The following is a 17,275-nucleotide window of genomic DNA, read 5'->3' on the forward strand; positions in this document are numbered from 1 at the left end:
GCAGACGGTCCATCAGGCCGCGCGCTGGGTGCGCTTGTAGCCCTCGGGATCCGCCGCCTTGATCTTGGCGAGTTCCTGCTCGACGTGGAGCGAATGGACGTCGGTCGACTTGCGCGCGTGGCTCAGATCGATGTCGGGTGCCATCGGCCCCTCGGTCTTCACGCCCTTGCGCCCGATGGTGAACATCTTGAGCGGGTGACGGATCGAGTCGGTCGCAGCGGTGCCCTCGAACCCGCAATGGACCATGCAGTTCGAGCATTTCTCGTACTTGCCGACGCCATACTGGTCCCAGTCGGTGCCTTCCATCAGATCGGCGAACGTGTCGACATAGCCTTCGCCGACGAGGTAGCACGGCTTCTGCCAGCCGAAGACGGTGCGCAGCGGCATTGACCAGGGGGTGCACTCATACGTCTGGTTGCCCGCGAGGAAATCGAGGAACAGCGGTGAGTTGGTGAAGGTCCATGCCTTGCCGCCGTCGCCCTTGCGGAACACGTCGCGGAAGAAGTTCTTGGTCCGCTCGCGCGTCAGGAAATGCTCCTGGTCGGCGGCGCGCTCGTACGAATAGCCCGGCGAGATGGTGATCTCGACGCCACGCTTCTGCATCTCGTCGAAGAACCCTGCGAGCCGGGTCGAATCCGCCCCGTCGAACACGGTGCAATTGACCTGGACGCGGAAGCCCTTGGCCTTGGCCATCTCGATCGCTTCGATCGCGACTTCATAGGTGCCGGCCTGATCGACCGCATGGTCGTGCATGCCCTTGTCGCCATCGAGATGGATCGACCAGGTGAAGTAGGACGACGGCTTATAGTCGTCGATCTTCTTCTTCATCAGCAGCGCGTTGGTGCACAGGATGACGAACTTCTTCTTGGCGATATATCCCTCGACGATCTTGGGCATGTCGCGGTGCAGGAGCGGCTCGCCACCCGCGATCGAAACCGCGGGCGCGCCACATTCGTCGATCGCGTCCATGCACTGGTCGAACGACAGACGCTGGTTGAGGATCGCATCGGGATAATCGATCTTCCCGCAACCGGGGCATGCCAGATTGCAGCGCAGCAGCGGCTCGAGCATCAGGACGAGCGGGTATTTGCCGCCCTTGATGTGGTTCTTGAGGGTATAGGCGCCGATGCGCGCCAGCGGGGCGATGGGGAGGCTCATGTCGGCTCCTATGCGCTGATTACAGCAGCTTGGGTAGGGGTAGGCACATCGCGCAACTCGCGCGGCAGGCCGAACTGGATCGATTCGTCGACGCCTGCGAGCTGGCTGACCTCAACCGGGCCGAGCTTTCGCAGCGCGTCGATCACGCTGTCGACCAGTTCGTCCGGGGCGGATGCGCCCGCGGTCAGGCCGACGCGCTCGATGCCGTCGAACCACGCCGGATCGATCGCACTGCCATCGGCGACGAGGTAGCTCGGCAAGCCTTCGTCCGCGCCGAGATCGCGCAGGCGACTCGAGTTCGAGCTGTTTTCGGAACCCACGACGAGGATGAGGTCGGCGACCTTGCAGAGGTCGCGCACTGCGCTCTGGCGGTTCTGCGTCGCGTAGCAGATCTCGGAAACGTCCGGACCAATCAGGTCGCTGAAGCGATCACCGAGCGCCGCGATGACGCCGCGCGTGTCGTCGACGCTGAGCGTGGTCTGCGTGATGTACGCCAGCGGCGTGTCGAGCGGCAGGTCGAGCGCGGCGACATCTTCCTCAGTCGAGACAAGATGGACGTGGACGTCGACCTGTCCGCGCGTGCCGATCACCTCGGCATGGCCTTCATGACCGATCATTACGAGCGTCCGCCCGGCCTTGGCGTAGCGCCGCCCCTGCAGATGGACCTTGGTGACGAGCGGGCAGGTCGCATCGAACACGGGCAGGTTGCGGCGCTTTGCCTCTTCCTCGACCGTGCGGGCGACGCCGTGTGCGCTGAAGACGGTCATCGCGCCCTCGGGCACCTCGTCCAGATCCTCGACGAACACCGCGCCCTTGCCGCGCAGCGTATCGACGACATGGCGGTTATGGACGATTTCGTGCCGGACATAGACCGGCGCGCCATAGCGTTGCAGCGCACGTTCGACGATTTCGATGGCGCGTACGACACCGGCGCAGAACCCGCGCGGGTTGGCGAGAATCACTTGCAAGTAAAAACCTTTCCGTCCGCTCTCGTGCTGAAACCGGGTGCCGGACATAGAATGACCGGACCGTTTCGTCACGCACGCCCCCAGATAGATATTCTAGCCGCGCCGCAACATATGCGAAAGCGAGATTTCTCGCCTGTTTTTCCATATGTTGTGCTTTTGGCGGCACAAGCTGAAGGATCGGGTGGGCGTTTTGGCCGTTCATCGCGGCTACAGCGGTTTGTGCTAGCGAACTGGCGATGATACCGCCGCCGCGACGCGCGGGGGGCCGTTTCTGCTTTTCCCCAAGGAGCTTTCGCATGTCTTTTTCCTTCCGCACGGCGTTGACCGGTGCTCTCGTGATGATCGCAGCCCCTGCCGCTGCACAGACCGCCGACCCGGCACGTGCACCGGTGCAGATGCTCGACGACGGGCTGATCGCGATCATGAAGGGTGGAAGCAGCCTCGGGACCCAGGGACGGATCGCCAAGATCGGCCCGGTCGTCGATCAGACCTTCGACATTCCGCTCATCACCCGCCTCTCGGTTGGTCCTGACTGGGTCAAGGTCGCACCCGCTGACCAGAGCGCGCTGGTCGCGGCGATGCGGCGCATGACCGCTGCGCAATATGCCTCGAACTTCAGCAGCTGGTCGGGCCACAGCTTCACGATCGACCCGAAGATCGAGACGCGTGGGGCCGACAAGCTGGTGCGCACGACGCTGTCCGCGCCCAAGGACGAGGCGGTGCCGATCGCCTATCGCCTGCGCCAGAGCGGCGGCAAATGGCGTGTGATCGACGTCTATTATCGCAATTCGATCAGCCAGCTCGCCACGCGGCGCGCGGATTTCGCCGGTGTGTTCGCCAAGGGCGGCGCGAAGGCGTTGATCACGCACCTCGACGCGCTCACCGCCAAGAGCGGTCGCTAAAGACGGTGCAGATCCGGGGGGGAAGCAGCATATTGGCGGTCGCGATCGTGCTGATGGCGACGCCGATGGCCGCAGCGGCGCAGGAAACCGTCGTCGCGCCGGCGCCGGTTGGCACGATCACGCGCGCCGCGGTCCGCGCGCAAACGCCGAACGAGGGGGTGCGCCCGCGGCATGCCAAGGGTGATCCGCTCGAAGGCTTCAACCGTAAGATGTATGCGATCAACCAGGTGTTCGACCGGGTGTTCTTCCGGTCTGTCGCGATGGTGTACAAGACGGTCGTCCCGAACTTCGCGCGCAAGGGCATCCGACATTTCTTTTCCAACGTCGGCGAGCCTTTGGTGTTCGCCAATGACCTGCTCCAGCTGAAGCCCAAGCGCGCGGTGAAGACGCTCGGGCGGTTCGTGGTCAATTCGACGGTGGGGGTCGGGGGGTTGCTCGACGTCGCCAAGACGAAGGACTTCCGCCTGCCGCATCGGGACAACAGCCTGGGCGACACGCTCGGGCATTACGGGGTCGGGCCGGGGCCGTATCTGTTCCTGCCGTTCCTCGGGCCAAGCACCTTCCGTGATCTGCCGGCCGGGGCTGCGGAGGCGCAGGCTTTGCCCGTGGTGGTGGGGTCTCCGTTCGACCGGGCGGAATTCCGTATTCCGCAAGCGGTGCTGACGGGGCTGGACCTGCGGGTCGAGTCGGACGCGCCGCTGAAGGCGCTGACCGCAAGCGCGATCGACCCGTATGCGACGTTGCGGTCGTCGTATCTGCAGGACCGGGCTGGGCGGGTTGCGGCCACGCATGGAGCGCGGGGGGGAGGGGCGATGAGCGATCCGCTGGCGGACCCGCTGGCCGATCCGCTCGCCGATCCGGCGGGTGGGTCCGCGGCGGTAGCGCCCGCCTCACCGGCGTCAGCGAATGATCCACTTGCCGATCCGCTGACGGACCCTGCTGCTGAGGGAGCAGTGGGAACGGCGACGTCAAAACCAGAACGAACGTCGGAGGATCCGCTGAGCGATCCGCTTGCTGACCCGGCTGCCAGCGCGTCGCCAAAATAGACCGCTTCCTCAAAACAGTCCCGCTTCCCCGGCGAAGGCCGGGGCCCAGTCGCGAAGGTCGCGGTAACAGAGCGCAGTCGCCCGCAGTTTTCTGTTTCGCTACTGGACCCCGGCCTTCGCCGGAGAAGCGCTGAGCTAGACAGCGAAGCGGCACGTTCTCGCACCACCCAGGCGGCTGCCAGGACCGGTCAGTCTCCCGCGATCACCGCATTCGCATGAACAGCGCAAGCGCGTTGCGGGTGCTGTCTGCGAAGCGGTCGTAGATCGCCCGCGCGACTTCGGCGATCACGGGCTGGCGGTCGCGCCCACCGCGCGCGAACACCGCAAGCGCCACGCGGCGGCCATCGGGCATGGTGATGAACCCCACGTCATTGGTAACACCGTCAAGCGTGCCGGTCTTGTCCTCGACTGGAGTCCCCGCGGGCAGCAGCGCGCGGATCCGGCGGGTGCCGGTCGCACACCGGCTCATCAGCCCGAACAGAAAGCTGCGGCTTTGCGCGGTCAGGACGGTGCCGCTGTCGAGCCTCGACAACAGCGCGACCATCGCGACCGGGGTGGCGACGTCCTTGATGTCGGCAAGATGCCCGCGCTCGCGCAGCAGCTGCGCGATGTTGCGGTCCACCCGAATGCCGGCCATCTGGTGCGACGACAGCCACTGCTGCACCGCGAGCGGCCCGCCGAGCGTGGCGAGTATCTGGTCGGTCGCATAATTGTCGCTGCGAATGATCATCAGCTCCAGCACCTTTGCGGCGGGACGACCGTACACCATGTCGCCGAGGGTGCGATGTCCCTGGTCGACTTGTGCAAGGTACGCTGCCGCGATCGCCACCTTGACGGTGCTCGCCATCGGAAACGGAACGTCGCCGTTGACGGAAACGATCGAGCCATCCCGCAGGTCGAGCGCGGCGATGCCATATTCGCCGGAGCGTTCGGCGAGCAGCATGCTCAGCTTGCGCTCGAGCCCCATCAACTCGGGCGAACTCGCGGCGGCGGGGGCCGGTATGAGGACACTGGCGGCGAGACCGGTAAGAAGCAGGCGGGAAAGCAGTGCTGCGCGCATCGATCGTCCTTGCGTGTTGTCCTTCAGCGATGTGCTGGTGCTAGACCGAAAAACCTGAACACGTCGTGTTACATATCGCGGAACATCATAGCCGGGAAGCGAAAGGCGTGTGTTACGTTTTCTTGCGCTGGGGACTTGCCCGATGCGAGGCGCTGTCGCGCATCAAGGTGCTTCCCCAACCACACGCGCTTCCCCGGCGAAGGCCGGGGTCCAGGAGCGAAGGTCGTGGTAACGAAGCGCAGGCGCTCGCATTCTTCCGTTTCGCTCCTGGGCCCCGGCCTTCGCCGGGGAAGCGCCGAGAATGGGATGGTTGATCTCACGCCTTCTTGCGCGGCGGCCCCAACAACGCAGGCTCGAAAATCAGCGCGCACACCAGCGTCCAGGCAAGCGAGATCATCAGGATCTTACCCATGCTCGCGGTGCCGGGATGGTGCGACAGCCACAGGCTTCCGAACGCGCTGCCCGTCGCCAGGGCGCTGAACAGCACCGCGCGCGCGAGGCTCGACTGGAGCAGGTCGGTCGCCCCGCCGCGCCATGCCATCACAAAATAGATGTGGAACGCGACGCCCACCCCGAACAGCAAGGGGAAGGCGATGATGTTCGCGAAATTGATCGGCTGCCGGATCAGCACGCAACTGCTAAGCGTCAGGAACATCGACAGCACGACCGGGGCTAGCGTGAAGGCAACCTCGCGCGCATCGCGCAACACGACGAACAGCAGCACGCTGACCAGCGCAAGCGCGAGCACGCCAGCCTCGACGAACGCCCAGGCGACCGTCTTGGCGGCTTCCTGTGTCGCAACCGGCAGGCCGCTGGCGGTGGGCGCAACCTTGCGCACCGCGGCCGTGAAGCGCCGGAGCACGGCATTGTCGTTGCTGTCGCCCTTGGGGAAGACCTGCACCAGCGCGCGGCCGTCCCTGGCGACCCAATTGCCCGCGATCTCGGGCGGGAGCGTCTCGCGCGTCACTGCCTCGGCCTGAAGCGCGGTGCGGATCTGGTCGAGCATCGTGCCGAGCGGGGGGACGAGCAGCGCGGTCGCGCGGGTGCGCAGCGTGGGGGTTCCCGCCGCGAGTTGCTCGAACGCGCTGGCAAGATGGAGCGCGTCGCTCACCCCGCCACGCGGCTCCCCCGCCGCCACGGTGCGCAAGGCGGTTGCGGTCTGGCGCAGCGCGGCGATGTTCTCGGCGTCGCTCGGGGCGGCGGCTACGTCGAACGGGTTGATCGTCGCATCCAGAAGCAGCGATGCATCCTGCACCAGCGCGAGCTTGGCCTCCTGGTCCTGCGGGACATATCCATCGATCGAAACCGCTTCCGCGACTTCGGGCAATGCCGACAGCCTGGTCGCAAGCGCCTGTGCGGCCTGCGCATTGGGGGCGAGGACGTTGATCGTGTTCGGGGTCCGTAGCGGATCGCGCATCAGGTCGGTCAGCGCGCGCATCGCCGGGCCGTCCTTGGCGCGCAGGTGGAGCGGGTTGAAGTCGAACTGGACGAAGGGAAGCAGCGCGATGCTCCCCGCCATCGACAGCGCGAACGCCCACAACACCGTCCTGCGGTGGGTGTGGAGCCAGCGGTCGGCGGGGGCGGCTTCGGCAAAGCCGACCTCACGGCGCGGCGCGCCCGGCTTGAGCAGCATCAGCAGCGCGGGCAGCAGCGTGACGCTGGCGGCTAGCGCGACCAGCATCCCCAGCCCGGCGATGATTCCCAGCTCGGCGATCCCGACATAGTCGGTCGGCAGGAACGCCCCGAACCCGAGGAACACCGCCCCGGCGGCCAGCGCAAGCGGCGCGCCAAGCGCACGAGCTGCGCGTTCCAGCGCAGGGCCGGTGTTGGCGCCGTCGAGCCGCTCGGCGTTGAAGCGCACCGCGATCTGGATCCCGAAGTCGACGCCAAGCCCCACGAACAAGGGAATGAACGCGACCGAGATGAGATTGAGCGCGCCGACCGCGAGCAACCCGAGTGCAGTTGTGACGACCAGCCCAGCCACAATGGTCAGCAGGATCGCGGTGACGATCTTCGCGGAGCGTACCGCGAACCACAGCGTCACCAGCATCGCGAGCGCCATCACCGCGCCGACCCAACCGATATTCTCCTCGAGCGTCGCGAACTCCTCGTCCGCCAGCGGGACTTCGCCGGTCGTGCGGACGGTGACGCCGTGGGCGGGATCAAGCCCCAGCCTCGCAGCTTCCGCAACGATCGCGCCGACCGCATCCTCGCCTGGCTGGAGCGCGCCGTAATCGAGTCGCGGTTGCGCGAGGATCAGGCGGCGGCGCGGCGGGGCGGTCTGGCCCGATCCGGCGAACAGGTCCTGCCACGAGAAATAGGCGGGTTTCCCCGCCGCCGACGCATCGAGCGCGTCCGCCATCGTTCGCATCGGACGCGCGAGCCGCGACAACGGAATGTCCCCGCGCTCGACCCCGGTGAGCATCGTCGAGAACGCGCCCGCGATTCCGCGGAGCGACGGGTCGCTCGCCAGCGGACCGAGCAGTGGCTGCGCCTCGATCAACGCCTTGGTGGAGGCGCGGACCTCGTCGGTCGATCCGAACAACAGGCCTTCGCGGTCGAAGTACGCCCCGCCATCCGGACGCTGGATGCTGCGAAAGTGCTGTGTGTCGGCAGTTAGCGCCGCCGTCAGTTTCGCGGTCGCGGCTTCGGCGAGTTCGGGTGTCTTGCCGTCGACGACGACCAGCAGGACGTCCTTCAGTTGTGGGAACGCCTGTTCGACCGCCTTCTCCTGCTTGCGCCATTCGATTGTGGGGGAGATCAGCGCCGCGGTGTCGGTCGTCATCGCGAAATGGCCGGCGGCATAGGCGCCTGCGCCGACCACCAGCGCAAGGCACAGTCCGAGGACCGCATAGGGCGACCGCACGCCGAGCGCGACGAGCCGTTCGAGCATGCGAGCGATCATCGTTTACTTGCCTGCCGTCGGCGCGTCGGGGCCGATGAAGTAGCGGAGTTTCAGGCGGATCGTGCGCTCTTGTCCGTCGTAATCGAACATGGCTTCGTCCCACTTCGGGGGGGCCATGCGGATCTTGGCATCGTTCGAGAAACCGACGCCTTCCTTGGGGATGCCGAAGAGTGCGCGATCAACCTTTTTATTGCCATTCTGGTCATAGAACGCCTGCACCGCGTAACGGCCCGGTTTGAGGTTGCGCAGCGTCACCGTGGTCAGCCCGATGCTCGGCGGGGCTTCGGCGGTGATCGGGCAATCCTTGAGGAACTGCCTCTGTGTGCAGAGGTCGACATGGACTCGCCCGGTCAACGCGCGGACGTTGTCGACCTGGACGTGAAGCGTGCCGCCGGAGGGGGCTGCACCGATCGCGAACAAGGGCGCGATCGGAAGCAGGAACTTCCAGCGGAGCGGGGAGGGGAACCGAGTCATCGCGCGGCTCTAGCCGGGATTGCGTCCGAGATTAAGGCGGGATCGGCCCGCCGGTCGGTGGGTCAGGCGAAGATGTCCGAGAGTTGATCGATCTGCGGGCCATCCTTCCAGTCGCGCAACTCGACGTAGAGCGATGTCTGGATCGCCGCGAACGCCGCCGTGCTGACCGTCGTCGAGATAGCGCTCAGCACCGACGATAATGTCAGGAAGCCGTCCAGACCGCGCGTCGCGGGCGAAGGGAATCCCGTGATCGCAACGGTGACGATCCCGACGCCGGCGAGCAGTATGTAGTATAGCACGAGCACCACCAGCCCGATCCCGAAGATATTCCAGCGCGCACCGCGCGTCAGGAACGCGCTGCGCCCGAACGCGCCGAACACGCTGGTTCCGTCGATCACCAGCGCTGGCACTGCGACCGCCCAGGCGAGATACAGCAACACGCCGGGAATGAAGAAGACCATGAACCCCAGCAGCAGCGCAAAACCCATCACGATCCCGAGCGCGAGCAGCGGCAGGGCAAAGCGCGCACCCGTCGCCACGCAGGCGGCGAAGCTGACGGTGCGATGGTCGCTATGCGCGATCGTCGCGCGAACCAGCCCGCCTTGCGCGAGTTGCGTCAGCACGAAGCTCGCTAGATAGATGCCGCCGATCAGCACCGCATTGGTCCCGAAATCACGCGTCGGGCCAAGCCCGGCCTGCCAGAGGTTGAGCAGCGCGATCGGCAGCGCGCTGAACAGAAACGCGATTCCGAACATCGTGCCGGCATTGGCCCCCAGCGCGGCAAAGGCCCGGTTGAACACCCGACCGATCGACATGCGGCGGTCGGACGCTGATGCTGCGCTGGCCATCGTGGAAACCCCCCGTGAATTGGTGCGACCCTGACGCGAGATGCGAGGCGGGGCAAACGGATTCGTTCGCGTGCGGCCGCCCGTTTTTCCCGCGAAGGCGGGAGTTCTGGAAAACCGTCCGTCATCCTGAACTTGTTTCAGGATCCAGCCCTCCGCGAGTCCGGTCCGTGCTTGTCGCACGGTGGATGCTGAAACAAGTTCAGCATGACGGCAACTTTGGGGCGCGGGTGACAATCAAACCTCCGATTGCCTTTACGCAGAGGTCTCGCTTGCGCGGGAGAGCAGTCCAGGAGGCAAAGCGCGCCGGGTCCCATCCTCGGTGCCGAGCCCGGCAGACCCATTTTGCCGTTTGCGTGCTTCGCGCGTTGGTTTAGGTTCAACGGCGTAGCGCCAATTGCGGCCCGGGGGATGCCAAGTGAGCGGGGGAATCGCGCAAGACGCCGCCGCCGACGGCGACCGGTTCGCTGCCGCCCACGCGGCGCTCCGCGCGGACCCGAGCGTGCAGTTCACCCTGACCCGCGCAGCCCCGCCACCGAGGCCACCGGAATGGCTGACACAGGTCCTCGAGTGGCTTGCGCACGTCCTGCAGCCGGTCGCGCGGTTGATCGGCTGGATCTCCCGGCAGATGCCGCAAGCGCCGTATGCGCGAATCTTTCTGTGGACGCTGATCGCCGCATTGGTCGTGCTGCTCGGATGGGTGGTCTACCAACGCATCCGCCACGGCGAATGGCGCTGGCCGCACCGCCGCGGCACGCGTCAGACCGAGCCGGTCGTCCCCGATCCTGACTGGCACCCGGACGCCGCGCCGGCGCAGGCCTGGCTACGCGAGGCGGACCGGCTGGCCGCGGACGGACGCTTTGCCGAGGCGGCGCACGTGCTGCTGATTCGCTCGATCGACGATATCGCGCGCCGCCGTCCCCGCGCCGTACGGCCCGCGCTGACCAGCCGCGAACTGAGTCAAGCGGACGCGGTGCCGCCTGCCGCGCGGCGCCTGTTCGCTGGAATCGCCACGCTGGTCGAGCGCAGCCTGTTCGGCGCGTGCGCAGTCGACGCCAGTGACTGGGCCACCGCCCGCGCGGCGTATCAGGACTTCGCGCTACCGCAGGCGTGGCGCGGATGAGCGATGTTTCCACGACACGCGGAGCGGCGGACAGCGCGTTTGAGGTCCGCACGGTCGCCATCCTCATCGCTGTCGGGATTGTCGCGTTCCTAGCGATGGTTGTGCTCGGCGCCTATGCGCCCGACCTGCGTTCCGGGCGCAACGGTGGCGCGCATGCCCTGTCGAATGCGGCGGTCGGGTTCGGCGGGATCGTGCGGCTGGCCGAAGCGACCGGACGCAACCCCCGCATCGTTCGCGATCCCCGCCTTTTCAACACCGAGGATCTGGTCGTCCTCACCCCAGAGCGCGCCGACACCGACATGACCAAGGTGCTCGCGCAGCGCAGCGCCAAGCCGACGCTGGTGGTGCTACCGAAATGGGCGACGACCAAGGACCCGCAGCACAGCGGATGGGTCAACGTCGCCGCCTTGCTGCCGAAGAGCGAACCGCAAGGCGTGCTCGCACCGCAATATCCGCTCGTGGTGAAACGCTATCGCAGCGGCGGGCGGCCGCTCAAGGGGTTGGCTTGGATGCCCGCGACCATGCGCTTCATGGCGCCGCGTGCGGTACAGACGATTACCGGACCCGGTGTGCGGCCGTTGCTGACCGATGCCGCCGGGCACGTCGTGCTGGCGCAGATCGGGGAGCACCCGTTCTACGTCCTCGCCGATCCCGATTTGCTGTCCAACGTCGGAATGCGCGACGCGGGGCAGGCACGCGCCGCGCTCGATTTGCTCGACTGGCTCAATTCCACGGGGGCGGATTCGGTCGTGTTCGACGTGACGCTCAACGGTTTCGGTCGCTCGCCCAGTCCGTTGAAGCTGATGTTCGACCCGCCGTTCCTTGCGATGACGCTGGCGATCGCGGCCGCGGCGCTGCTCGCGGGCATTCAGGCGACCGCGACGTTCGGCGCGCCGAGACGGCGGCCGCGCGCGATCGCGTTCGGCAAGGCGGCGCTGATCGACAATGCCGCCGCGCTGGTGCGCAAGGCCGGGCGTCAGGGTGGCCTGGGTCCACGCTACGTCGAGGTCGTGCGCGACCGCGCGGTCGGGGTGTTCGGTGTGCCAGTGCGGATGCGCGACGATGCGCTCGATCGCTATCTGGACGCGCTGTCGGGGCGCGCGCGCTTCACGACTTTGGCGGAGCAGGCGCGTACGGCACGCCATCCGCGCGACATGCTCGCGGCGGCGCAGGCGCTGCATCATTGGTTATGGGAGAAGACACGGTGACCGTAGACGATGTGCGCGGGCTCGCGCAGGCGATCCGGCAGGAGATCGGCAAGGCCGTGGTCGGGCAGGAGGCGAGCGTCGACATCCTGCTGGTTGCGCTATTCGCGGGCGGGCACGTGTTGCTCGAAGGCCCGCCGGGCACCGCGAAGACCTTGCTGGCACGGACGTTCGCGCGGGTCGTCGGGCTGGACTTCGGGCGAATCCAGTTCACCCCCGATCTGATGCCGGGCGACATCATCGGCGCGAACCTGTTCAACTTCCAGACGAGCACCTTCACGCTGACGCGCGGGCCGATCTTCACCGATCTGCTGCTCGCCGACGAAATCAACCGCACCCCGCCCAAGACCCAGGCCGCGCTGCTCGAGGCAATGCAGGAGCGCACCGTGACGATCGACGGCGAAAGCCTGCCGCTGGGGCCGCGCTTCATGGTGGTGGCGACGCAGAACCCGATCGAACAGCAAGGCGTCTATCCCTTGCCCGAGGCGCAACTCGATCGCTTCCTGTTCAAGCAGACCGTCGATTACCCATCCGCCGCCGAGGAACGCCGGATCATCGCGACGCATGGCGCGCATCAGCAGGCGATGGCCCCGGAGGAATGGGGCGTCGAACCGCGTGCGGACGCCGCGACGATCGGCGCAGCGATCGACACGGTCGCGGGCGTGCGGCTGGTGGACGAAGTGATCGATTATATCGCAGCCCTGGTGCGGGGCACGCGCGGGGTCGCCGATCTCGAAAGCGGCGCTTCGCCGCGCGCAGGCGCGATGCTGGCCGGCGCGGCGCGCGCGCGGGCGGTGATCGATGGCCGCGATTTCGTCATTCCCGATGACGTGAAGGCGCTCGCCCCGGCGTTGCTGCGGCACCGCCTGATCCTGTCGCCCGCCGCAGAGATCGACGGGCGGACGATCGAGGATGTCGTCGCGCAGATCATCGAAACGATCGAAGTGCCGCGGTGAGCAAAGCCACCCCGTGCGCAACCGTGCGCCTGCGCAGGAGCACGGCGCGCGCGTGATTTATCCCACTCGCCTTGCGGTGCTGGCGGCAGCGGCAGGGGCGCCGGTTGCGCTGGTGATCGGCGTGCTGTTGCCCGATCGCTGGTATGCCGGGCTGGCGTGGCCGCTGGCGGTGCTCGTGCTCGCGGTGGTCGATGCGGCGAAGGGCGGGCGTACTGCCGCCGTGCGGGTGGACCTGCCCGCGACCGCTTCGGTCGGCGACACGATCGATGCAACCCTGACCGTGACGCTGGACGGGACGGCAAAGGTCAGTAGTGCGGAGGTCGCTCTGGCGGCCAACGCCCTGTTCGCCGCGGAGAATGACGGACGCGCGTCGGTCGTGATGCGCGACGGCAAGGGGGCCGCGCTGCTGCCGCTGACGGCGCATCGGCGCGGGATCGGGCGGATCGATCGCGTCTGGACACGCTGGCGTGGCCCGCTCGGCCTCGTCTGGCATCAGCGCGCGGTCGCCAGCGACGTGCGCGTCGCGATCCTCCCCGATATCCGCCTGCACCACGATAAGGGTGCCGAAATCTTCCGACGCCATGCGATCGACGGCTTGCTGACTCAGGTCGATCGCGGCGACGGGACCGATTTCGATGCGCTGGTCGAGTTCCGCTCGGGCATGGACCGGCGCGCGATCGACTGGAAACAATCGGCGCGGCACCGCAAGCTCCACGCCAAGGAATATCGCACCGAACGCAACAACCAGATCGTCTTCGCGGTGGATTGCGGGCGGCAGATGTCGGACCCGGTCGCGGGGGTCCCGCGCGTCGATCGCGCGGTGTCGGCGATGCTGCTGACCGCATGGGTCGCGCTCAAGCTGGGCGACCGGGTCGCGCTCCATGCGTTCGATTCGCGGCCGCGGATCGCGAGCGGGCTGGTGTCGGGAATGCCCGCCCTCGCCAATCTGCAGCGGCTCGCGGCGGAGATCGACTATAGTGTCGAGGAAACCAATTATACGTTCGCGCTGACCACGCTCGCCACGCGGCTGACGCGGCGGTCGATGATCGTGCTGTTCACCGAATTCACCGACCTGACGAGCGCGGACTTTCTGGTGCGCGCAGCCATGCGGATCGTGAAGACCCACCTGTTGCTGATCGTCGTGTTGCGGGACGAGGACGTCGAGGCGATCGTCGACCGTGCGCCCGCCACCGCGGATGACGTCACGCGCGCGGTCACCGCCGCGGCATTGCTCCGCGACCGCAAGCTGGTGCTCGCGCGGCTGGAGCACGTCGGCGTCCATGTCATCGAGGCGGAGCATGACCGAGTCGGCGAACGTCTCGTCGCGGGCTATGTCGCGCTCAAACGGAGGAACCTGTTGTGACCGCGTCCGTGTCGCCGGTGACCCAGCCGGTGCTAGTCAACGCCAGCCGTTTCCGCGCAGCGCACGCCCCCGAGTGGGAACGGCTCGACGCGATTATCCGGCGGATCGAGCGGCGCTCGATCCGGGCGGTGCCGCAGGAGGACCTGCTCGCGCTGCCGCTGCTGTATCGCACCGCGCTGTCGTCGCTGTCGGTCGCGCGCGAAACGTCGCTCGACCGCGCGCTAACGGACTATCTCGAGCAGCTTTGCACGCGCGCCTATTTCCAACTGTACGGCGTCCAGACATCGGCATGGACTCAGCTCAAGCGGTTCTTCGTGCATGGCTGGCCCGCTGCGGTCCAGTCGCTGTGGCGCGAGACGCTCGTCTCGCTGTTGCTGACGGTTGCGGGGGCGGTGGTCGGCTATCTGATCGTGCGCGGGGATGCGGCGTGGTTCTTCGCGATCGTCGGTGACGGCATGGCGGGCGGGCGCGATCCGTCCGCCTCGGTCGAGACGTTGCGCAAGACGATCTACGCGACCGAGCAGCAGAACGCGCTGGCGACGTTCGCGGCTTATCTGTTCACGCACAATGCGCAGATCGCGATCTTCTCGTTCGCGCTCGGCTTTGCGTTCGCTGTGCCGACCGCATTGCTGATCACCTATAACGGGATGATGCTGGGGGCGTTCATGGCGGTGTTCGTGCCCAAGGGGCTGGGGTTCGGTTTCACCGGCTGGATCATGATCCACGGCACGACCGAATTGTTCGCGATCATCCTTTCCGGCGCGGCGGGGTTCCGTATCGGTACGGCGATCGCGTTCCCGGGACGGCGCACGCGCGGCGATGCGGCGGTGGCCGCGGGGCAGACCGGCGCGGTCGCGATGGCGGGGACGGTCGTGATGCTGCTCGTCGCGGGGATGCTCGAGGGGATCGGGCGGCAAGTGCTGACCGACGACCTCACCCGCTATGCGATCGGCACGGCGATGCTGATCGGTTGGTTGCTGTATTTCTACCTGCCGAGGAAATCCGATGCGACCGCCGCGGGCTGAGCGCCACGCCGATGCGGTGACCTTGCGGCGCAGCTTCGTCACGCCCGAAGGCGTCGACCTGCGGCTTCAACTGGGGAGTGCGGGAACCCGTGCGGCGGCATTCCTGATCGACGCCGGCGCGATCATGCTGGTGCTGGTCGCGGCGACGGTGGTGGTCTTCTCGCTGTTCTTCTCGGTCAATGCGCCCGCGCTGGCGATCGTGTGGATGATCGGCTTCTTCGTGCTGCGCAACGGATGGTTCACGCTGTTCGAGATGGGCGGGCGCGGCGCGACGCCGGGCAAGCGCATCCTGGGCCTGCGCGTCGTCGCGCGCGACGGCGCACGGCTGAGCGGCGGCGCGGTGATCGCGCGCAATGCGATGCGCGAGATCGAGCTGTTCCTGCCGCTGACCTTCTTGGGCCAGCAAACGGCGGAGGGCACGGCGGATACCTTCGTCACGCTGTTCGCGCTCGGCTGGAGCGGCATCTTCCTGTTGTTCCCACTGTTCAATCGGGATCGGCTGCGCGTCGGGGATCTGCTCGCCGGGACCTGGGTCGTCCGCACCGTCGGCGTTGCGCTGGGGGCGGAACTGGCAATGCCGTCGGCGCACCCGCGCCGTGTGTTCAGCGATGCCGCGTTGAGCCTGTACGGTGAATATGAATTGCAGACGCTCGAGGAGGTGCTGCGCAGCGGGAAGCCGGACGCGATCGCGACGGTAGCTGTGACGATCCGGCGCAAGGCGGGCTTACCGGATGATGGCGACGACGTGGGCTTTCTGAGCGATTATTACGCCGCTTTGTGTGTCCGGCTGGAACGGGGTCTTCTCGTTGGCAGGCGGCGGGCCGACAAGTTCGCGACTGGACGATGAAAAAAGCCCGACGCGACGGAAGTCGCGTCGGGCTTTCGACAGTGGGATGCCGCAACAGCGGCAAGCGATCGTTCAGCCGCGGCGCGCGCCGAGGCCGGTGACCAGCGCGCCGAGCGCGAAGCCGACGATCGCGGTCAGGCCGAGCGCAAGCAGCGGGCTATCCTCGACGGTCGCGCGGGCTGCGTCGACTGCATCGCCATAGGTTCCCTCGATTTGGCCAGCGACCTTGCGCACGGCACCCGAAACTTCGGTGGAACGATCGCCAGTCAGATTGCCGAAGCCTTCCTCGATCGAACCTGCGGCCTGCTTGATGCCGCCCGTTACCTGATGCGTGTCCATGAAAAGTCTCCTTTGGCTAGGGGGTTATATACTCGAAAATCGCTATTTAGATCCGACGACCACCGCATTGATACGCTACAGGCGGTGGTCGTCGTCTCAGCGCGCCGGGGGGGCAGACGCGCATCCTCCGACGCCGTTAGGCGCGGCGGACTTCGTGGCCGCGGCGGCGCGTTGCAGCCGCCCCGGCAAACCCTGCTGCACCGGCACCCAACAGGAGCGCGATGACAGCGGTAAAGGATGTTCCTGCGGCGGCGCTGGCACCGGTGTCGGCTGCCGACTTGGCGGTTTCGACCGTGCTGTTCTTCGCTGCGATGAACTGCTGCTTGGCGCGCGTGACTTGCGCTGCCGCCTCCGGACGCGAGATCTTGCGCTGTGCCGCGACGATGTCGACCACCCGTGCCTCGGCCCGGTTACCCTCGGCACCGCCCTGCGCCATTGCGGGGAGTTGCTTGGCGACTTCCTTCTGCGCTTCCTGCGACGTCATCAGCGCGGGATCGCTGGGGGCTGCATCGAGATAGGCCGCAGCCTGATCCTCGACGTCGATGCCCGCTGCCTTGGCGACGGTCGGTGCGCTTGCGCCGATGCTCGTGCCAGCGACGCTAGCGACGCTGCCGATCGTGCGGAAGGTGCCGCCGATGATCGAGCCGACTGCCGAACTCAGCAGATACAGCGTGATGATGAGCGTCACGCCCCAGATGACGAGGCCGTGGACGAACCCGTCAAACCGGTCGGTCAGGCCCGCGATCCGCGATGCTGCATAGCTGCCCGCGCCAAGCGCGACGATCGTGCTCACGACCCACCACAGCCCTGCGCCGATCCCGAAGCCGCTCGCGCTGGGCGTCGAGCCGTTGACCGGATCGACCAGGCTCATCCCGATCCCGGTGCCAAGCAGACCCAGCACGATCTGGACCGCGATCGCGATCGTCACGCCGGCGAACACTGCCTGCCACGACATGCGCGACCGGTGGACGATCGCCCCACCGGGCGCACCGAGCGCGCGATCGTGCGGCGCGATCGGGTCTGATCCGTGGATCGGGTCAACGTAGGTATGGGCCATAT

16 protein-coding genes are annotated in these 17,275 nt (G+C 66.9%); 8 read left to right on the top strand and 8 right to left on the bottom strand.

Annotated features, from left to right (window positions below; translation table 11 throughout):
- Window positions 1–12: 12 nt before the first annotated feature.
- Both hpnH and ispH read right to left on the bottom strand, forming a co-directional pair.
- Window positions 13–1,158 carry an adenosyl-hopene transferase HpnH gene (gene hpnH / locus AC3WJR_RS03240; protein ID WP_492722233.1) on the bottom strand — a complete coding sequence of 382 codons (1,146 nt, stop codon included), beginning with the start codon at window positions 1,156–1,158 and terminating at the stop codon, window positions 13–15.
- An 8-nt stretch (window positions 1,159–1,166) separates the two neighbouring features.
- Entirely contained in the window at window positions 1,167–2,174 is a 1,008-nt protein-coding gene (gene ispH / locus AC3WJR_RS03245; protein ID WP_492722235.1) for a 4-hydroxy-3-methylbut-2-enyl diphosphate reductase, read from the bottom strand.
- A gap of 248 nt (window positions 2,175–2,422) precedes the next feature.
- Here ispH and AC3WJR_RS03250 point away from each other — a divergent pair, with 248 nt between their 5' ends.
- The gene (locus AC3WJR_RS03250; protein WP_492722237.1) at window positions 2,423–3,028 is read left to right on the top strand and encodes an ABC transporter substrate-binding protein; all 606 of its coding nucleotides are present in this window, start codon (window positions 2,423–2,425) and stop codon (window positions 3,026–3,028) included.
- A 32-nt stretch (window positions 3,029–3,060) separates the two neighbouring features.
- On the top strand, window positions 3,061–4,074 hold the full coding sequence (locus AC3WJR_RS03255; protein WP_492722239.1) for an MlaA family lipoprotein: 1,014 nt from the start codon (window positions 3,061–3,063) through the stop codon (window positions 4,072–4,074).
- A gap of 202 nt (window positions 4,075–4,276) precedes the next feature.
- On the opposite strand, the gene AC3WJR_RS03260 is transcribed toward AC3WJR_RS03255, so the two are convergent.
- The 4 genes from AC3WJR_RS03260 to AC3WJR_RS03275 form a co-directional block, all read right to left on the bottom strand.
- The gene (locus AC3WJR_RS03260; protein WP_492722241.1) at window positions 4,277–5,134 is read right to left on the bottom strand and encodes a serine hydrolase; all 858 of its coding nucleotides are present in this window, start codon (window positions 5,132–5,134) and stop codon (window positions 4,277–4,279) included.
- Between the two features lie 316 nt (window positions 5,135–5,450).
- On the bottom strand, window positions 5,451–8,039 hold the full coding sequence (gene hpnN / locus AC3WJR_RS03265; RefSeq protein ID WP_492722243.1) for a hopanoid transporter HpnN: 2,589 nt from the start codon (window positions 8,037–8,039) through the stop codon (window positions 5,451–5,453).
- Between the two features lie 3 nt (window positions 8,040–8,042).
- Complete coding sequence (locus tag AC3WJR_RS03270; protein ID WP_492722244.1) at window positions 8,043–8,513, bottom strand: DUF2141 domain-containing protein; 471 nt, start codon at window positions 8,511–8,513, stop codon at window positions 8,043–8,045.
- A 62-nt stretch (window positions 8,514–8,575) separates the two neighbouring features.
- The gene (locus tag AC3WJR_RS03275) at window positions 8,576–9,361 is read right to left on the bottom strand and encodes a hypothetical protein (RefSeq protein ID WP_492722246.1); all 786 of its coding nucleotides are present in this window, start codon (window positions 9,359–9,361) and stop codon (window positions 8,576–8,578) included.
- A gap of 415 nt (window positions 9,362–9,776) precedes the next feature.
- Here AC3WJR_RS03275 and AC3WJR_RS03280 point away from each other — a divergent pair, with 415 nt between their 5' ends.
- Genes AC3WJR_RS03280 through AC3WJR_RS03305 form a run of 6 tightly spaced genes read left to right on the top strand, consistent with a single transcriptional unit; the run spans window position 9,777 to window position 15,877 of the window.
- A complete protein-coding gene (locus AC3WJR_RS03280) occupies window positions 9,777–10,481 on the top strand; it encodes a DUF4129 domain-containing protein (protein WP_492722247.1) in 705 nt (234 codons plus the stop codon).
- A complete protein-coding gene (locus tag AC3WJR_RS03285; protein ID WP_492722249.1) occupies window positions 10,478–11,689 on the top strand; it encodes a hypothetical protein in 1,212 nt (403 codons plus the stop codon). Before AC3WJR_RS03280 ends, AC3WJR_RS03285 begins: the two co-directional genes overlap by 4 nt.
- Window positions 11,671–12,642 (top strand): AAA family ATPase, encoded by a 972-nt coding sequence (locus AC3WJR_RS03290; protein WP_492724135.1) that lies wholly within the window; start codon window positions 11,671–11,673, stop codon window positions 12,640–12,642. The genes AC3WJR_RS03285 and AC3WJR_RS03290 overlap by 19 nt, the downstream gene beginning before the upstream one ends.
- A gap of 52 nt (window positions 12,643–12,694) precedes the next feature.
- Window positions 12,695–14,005, top strand: coding sequence for a DUF58 domain-containing protein (locus tag AC3WJR_RS03295; protein ID WP_492722250.1), 1,311 nt, complete (start codon window positions 12,695–12,697; stop codon window positions 14,003–14,005).
- On the top strand, window positions 14,002–15,030 hold the full coding sequence (locus AC3WJR_RS03300; protein ID WP_492722252.1) for a stage II sporulation protein M: 1,029 nt from the start codon (window positions 14,002–14,004) through the stop codon (window positions 15,028–15,030). The genes AC3WJR_RS03295 and AC3WJR_RS03300 overlap by 4 nt, the downstream gene beginning before the upstream one ends.
- Window positions 15,011–15,877 carry an RDD family protein gene (locus tag AC3WJR_RS03305; protein WP_492722254.1) on the top strand — a complete coding sequence of 289 codons (867 nt, stop codon included), beginning with the start codon at window positions 15,011–15,013 and terminating at the stop codon, window positions 15,875–15,877. The genes AC3WJR_RS03300 and AC3WJR_RS03305 overlap by 20 nt, the downstream gene beginning before the upstream one ends.
- 72 nt (window positions 15,878–15,949) lie before the next feature.
- Here the strand turns inward: AC3WJR_RS03305 and AC3WJR_RS03310 are convergent, their stop codons facing one another.
- Both AC3WJR_RS03310 and AC3WJR_RS03315 read right to left on the bottom strand, forming a co-directional pair.
- Window positions 15,950–16,216, bottom strand: coding sequence for a CsbD family protein (locus AC3WJR_RS03310; RefSeq protein ID WP_492722256.1), 267 nt, complete (start codon window positions 16,214–16,216; stop codon window positions 15,950–15,952).
- 136 nt (window positions 16,217–16,352) lie between these two features.
- Window positions 16,353–17,273, bottom strand: a complete 921-nt coding sequence (locus AC3WJR_RS03315) for a hypothetical protein (protein ID WP_354279939.1) — start codon at window positions 17,271–17,273, stop codon at window positions 16,353–16,355.
- Window positions 17,274–17,275: the final 2 nt, after the last annotated feature.

It is taken from the genome of Sphingomonas sp. FW306-05-A, from assembly GCF_058782275.1.

What these genes read in the sequence shown, in the direction of transcription:
- hpnH (WP_492722233.1), bottom strand. Translation starts at nt 1,158, where the DNA reads ATGAGCCTCCCCATCGCCCCGCTGGCGCGCATCGGCGCCTATACCCTC.
- ispH (WP_492722235.1), bottom strand. Translation starts at nt 2,174, where the DNA reads ATGTCCGGCACCCGGTTTCAGCACGAGAGCGGACGGAAAGGTTTTTAC.
- AC3WJR_RS03250 (WP_492722237.1), top strand. Translation starts at nt 2,423, where the DNA reads ATGTCTTTTTCCTTCCGCACGGCGTTGACCGGTGCTCTCGTGATGATC.
- AC3WJR_RS03260 (WP_492722241.1), bottom strand. Translation starts at nt 5,134, where the DNA reads ATGCGCGCAGCACTGCTTTCCCGCCTGCTTCTTACCGGTCTCGCCGCC.
- hpnN (WP_492722243.1), bottom strand. Translation starts at nt 8,039, where the DNA reads ATGATCGCTCGCATGCTCGAACGGCTCGTCGCGCTCGGCGTGCGGTCG.
- AC3WJR_RS03270 (WP_492722244.1), bottom strand. Translation starts at nt 8,513, where the DNA reads ATGACTCGGTTCCCCTCCCCGCTCCGCTGGAAGTTCCTGCTTCCGATC.
- AC3WJR_RS03275 (WP_492722246.1), bottom strand. Translation starts at nt 9,361, where the DNA reads ATGGCCAGCGCAGCATCAGCGTCCGACCGCCGCATGTCGATCGGTCGG.
- AC3WJR_RS03285 (WP_492722249.1), top strand. Translation starts at nt 10,478, where the DNA reads ATGAGCGATGTTTCCACGACACGCGGAGCGGCGGACAGCGCGTTTGAG.
- AC3WJR_RS03290 (WP_492724135.1), top strand. Translation starts at nt 11,671, where the DNA reads ATGGGAGAAGACACGGTGACCGTAGACGATGTGCGCGGGCTCGCGCAG.
- AC3WJR_RS03305 (WP_492722254.1), top strand. Translation starts at nt 15,011, where the DNA reads ATGCGACCGCCGCGGGCTGAGCGCCACGCCGATGCGGTGACCTTGCGG.
- AC3WJR_RS03310 (WP_492722256.1), bottom strand. Translation starts at nt 16,216, where the DNA reads ATGGACACGCATCAGGTAACGGGCGGCATCAAGCAGGCCGCAGGTTCG.
- AC3WJR_RS03315 (WP_354279939.1), bottom strand. Translation starts at nt 17,273, where the DNA reads ATGGCCCATACCTACGTTGACCCGATCCACGGATCAGACCCGATCGCG.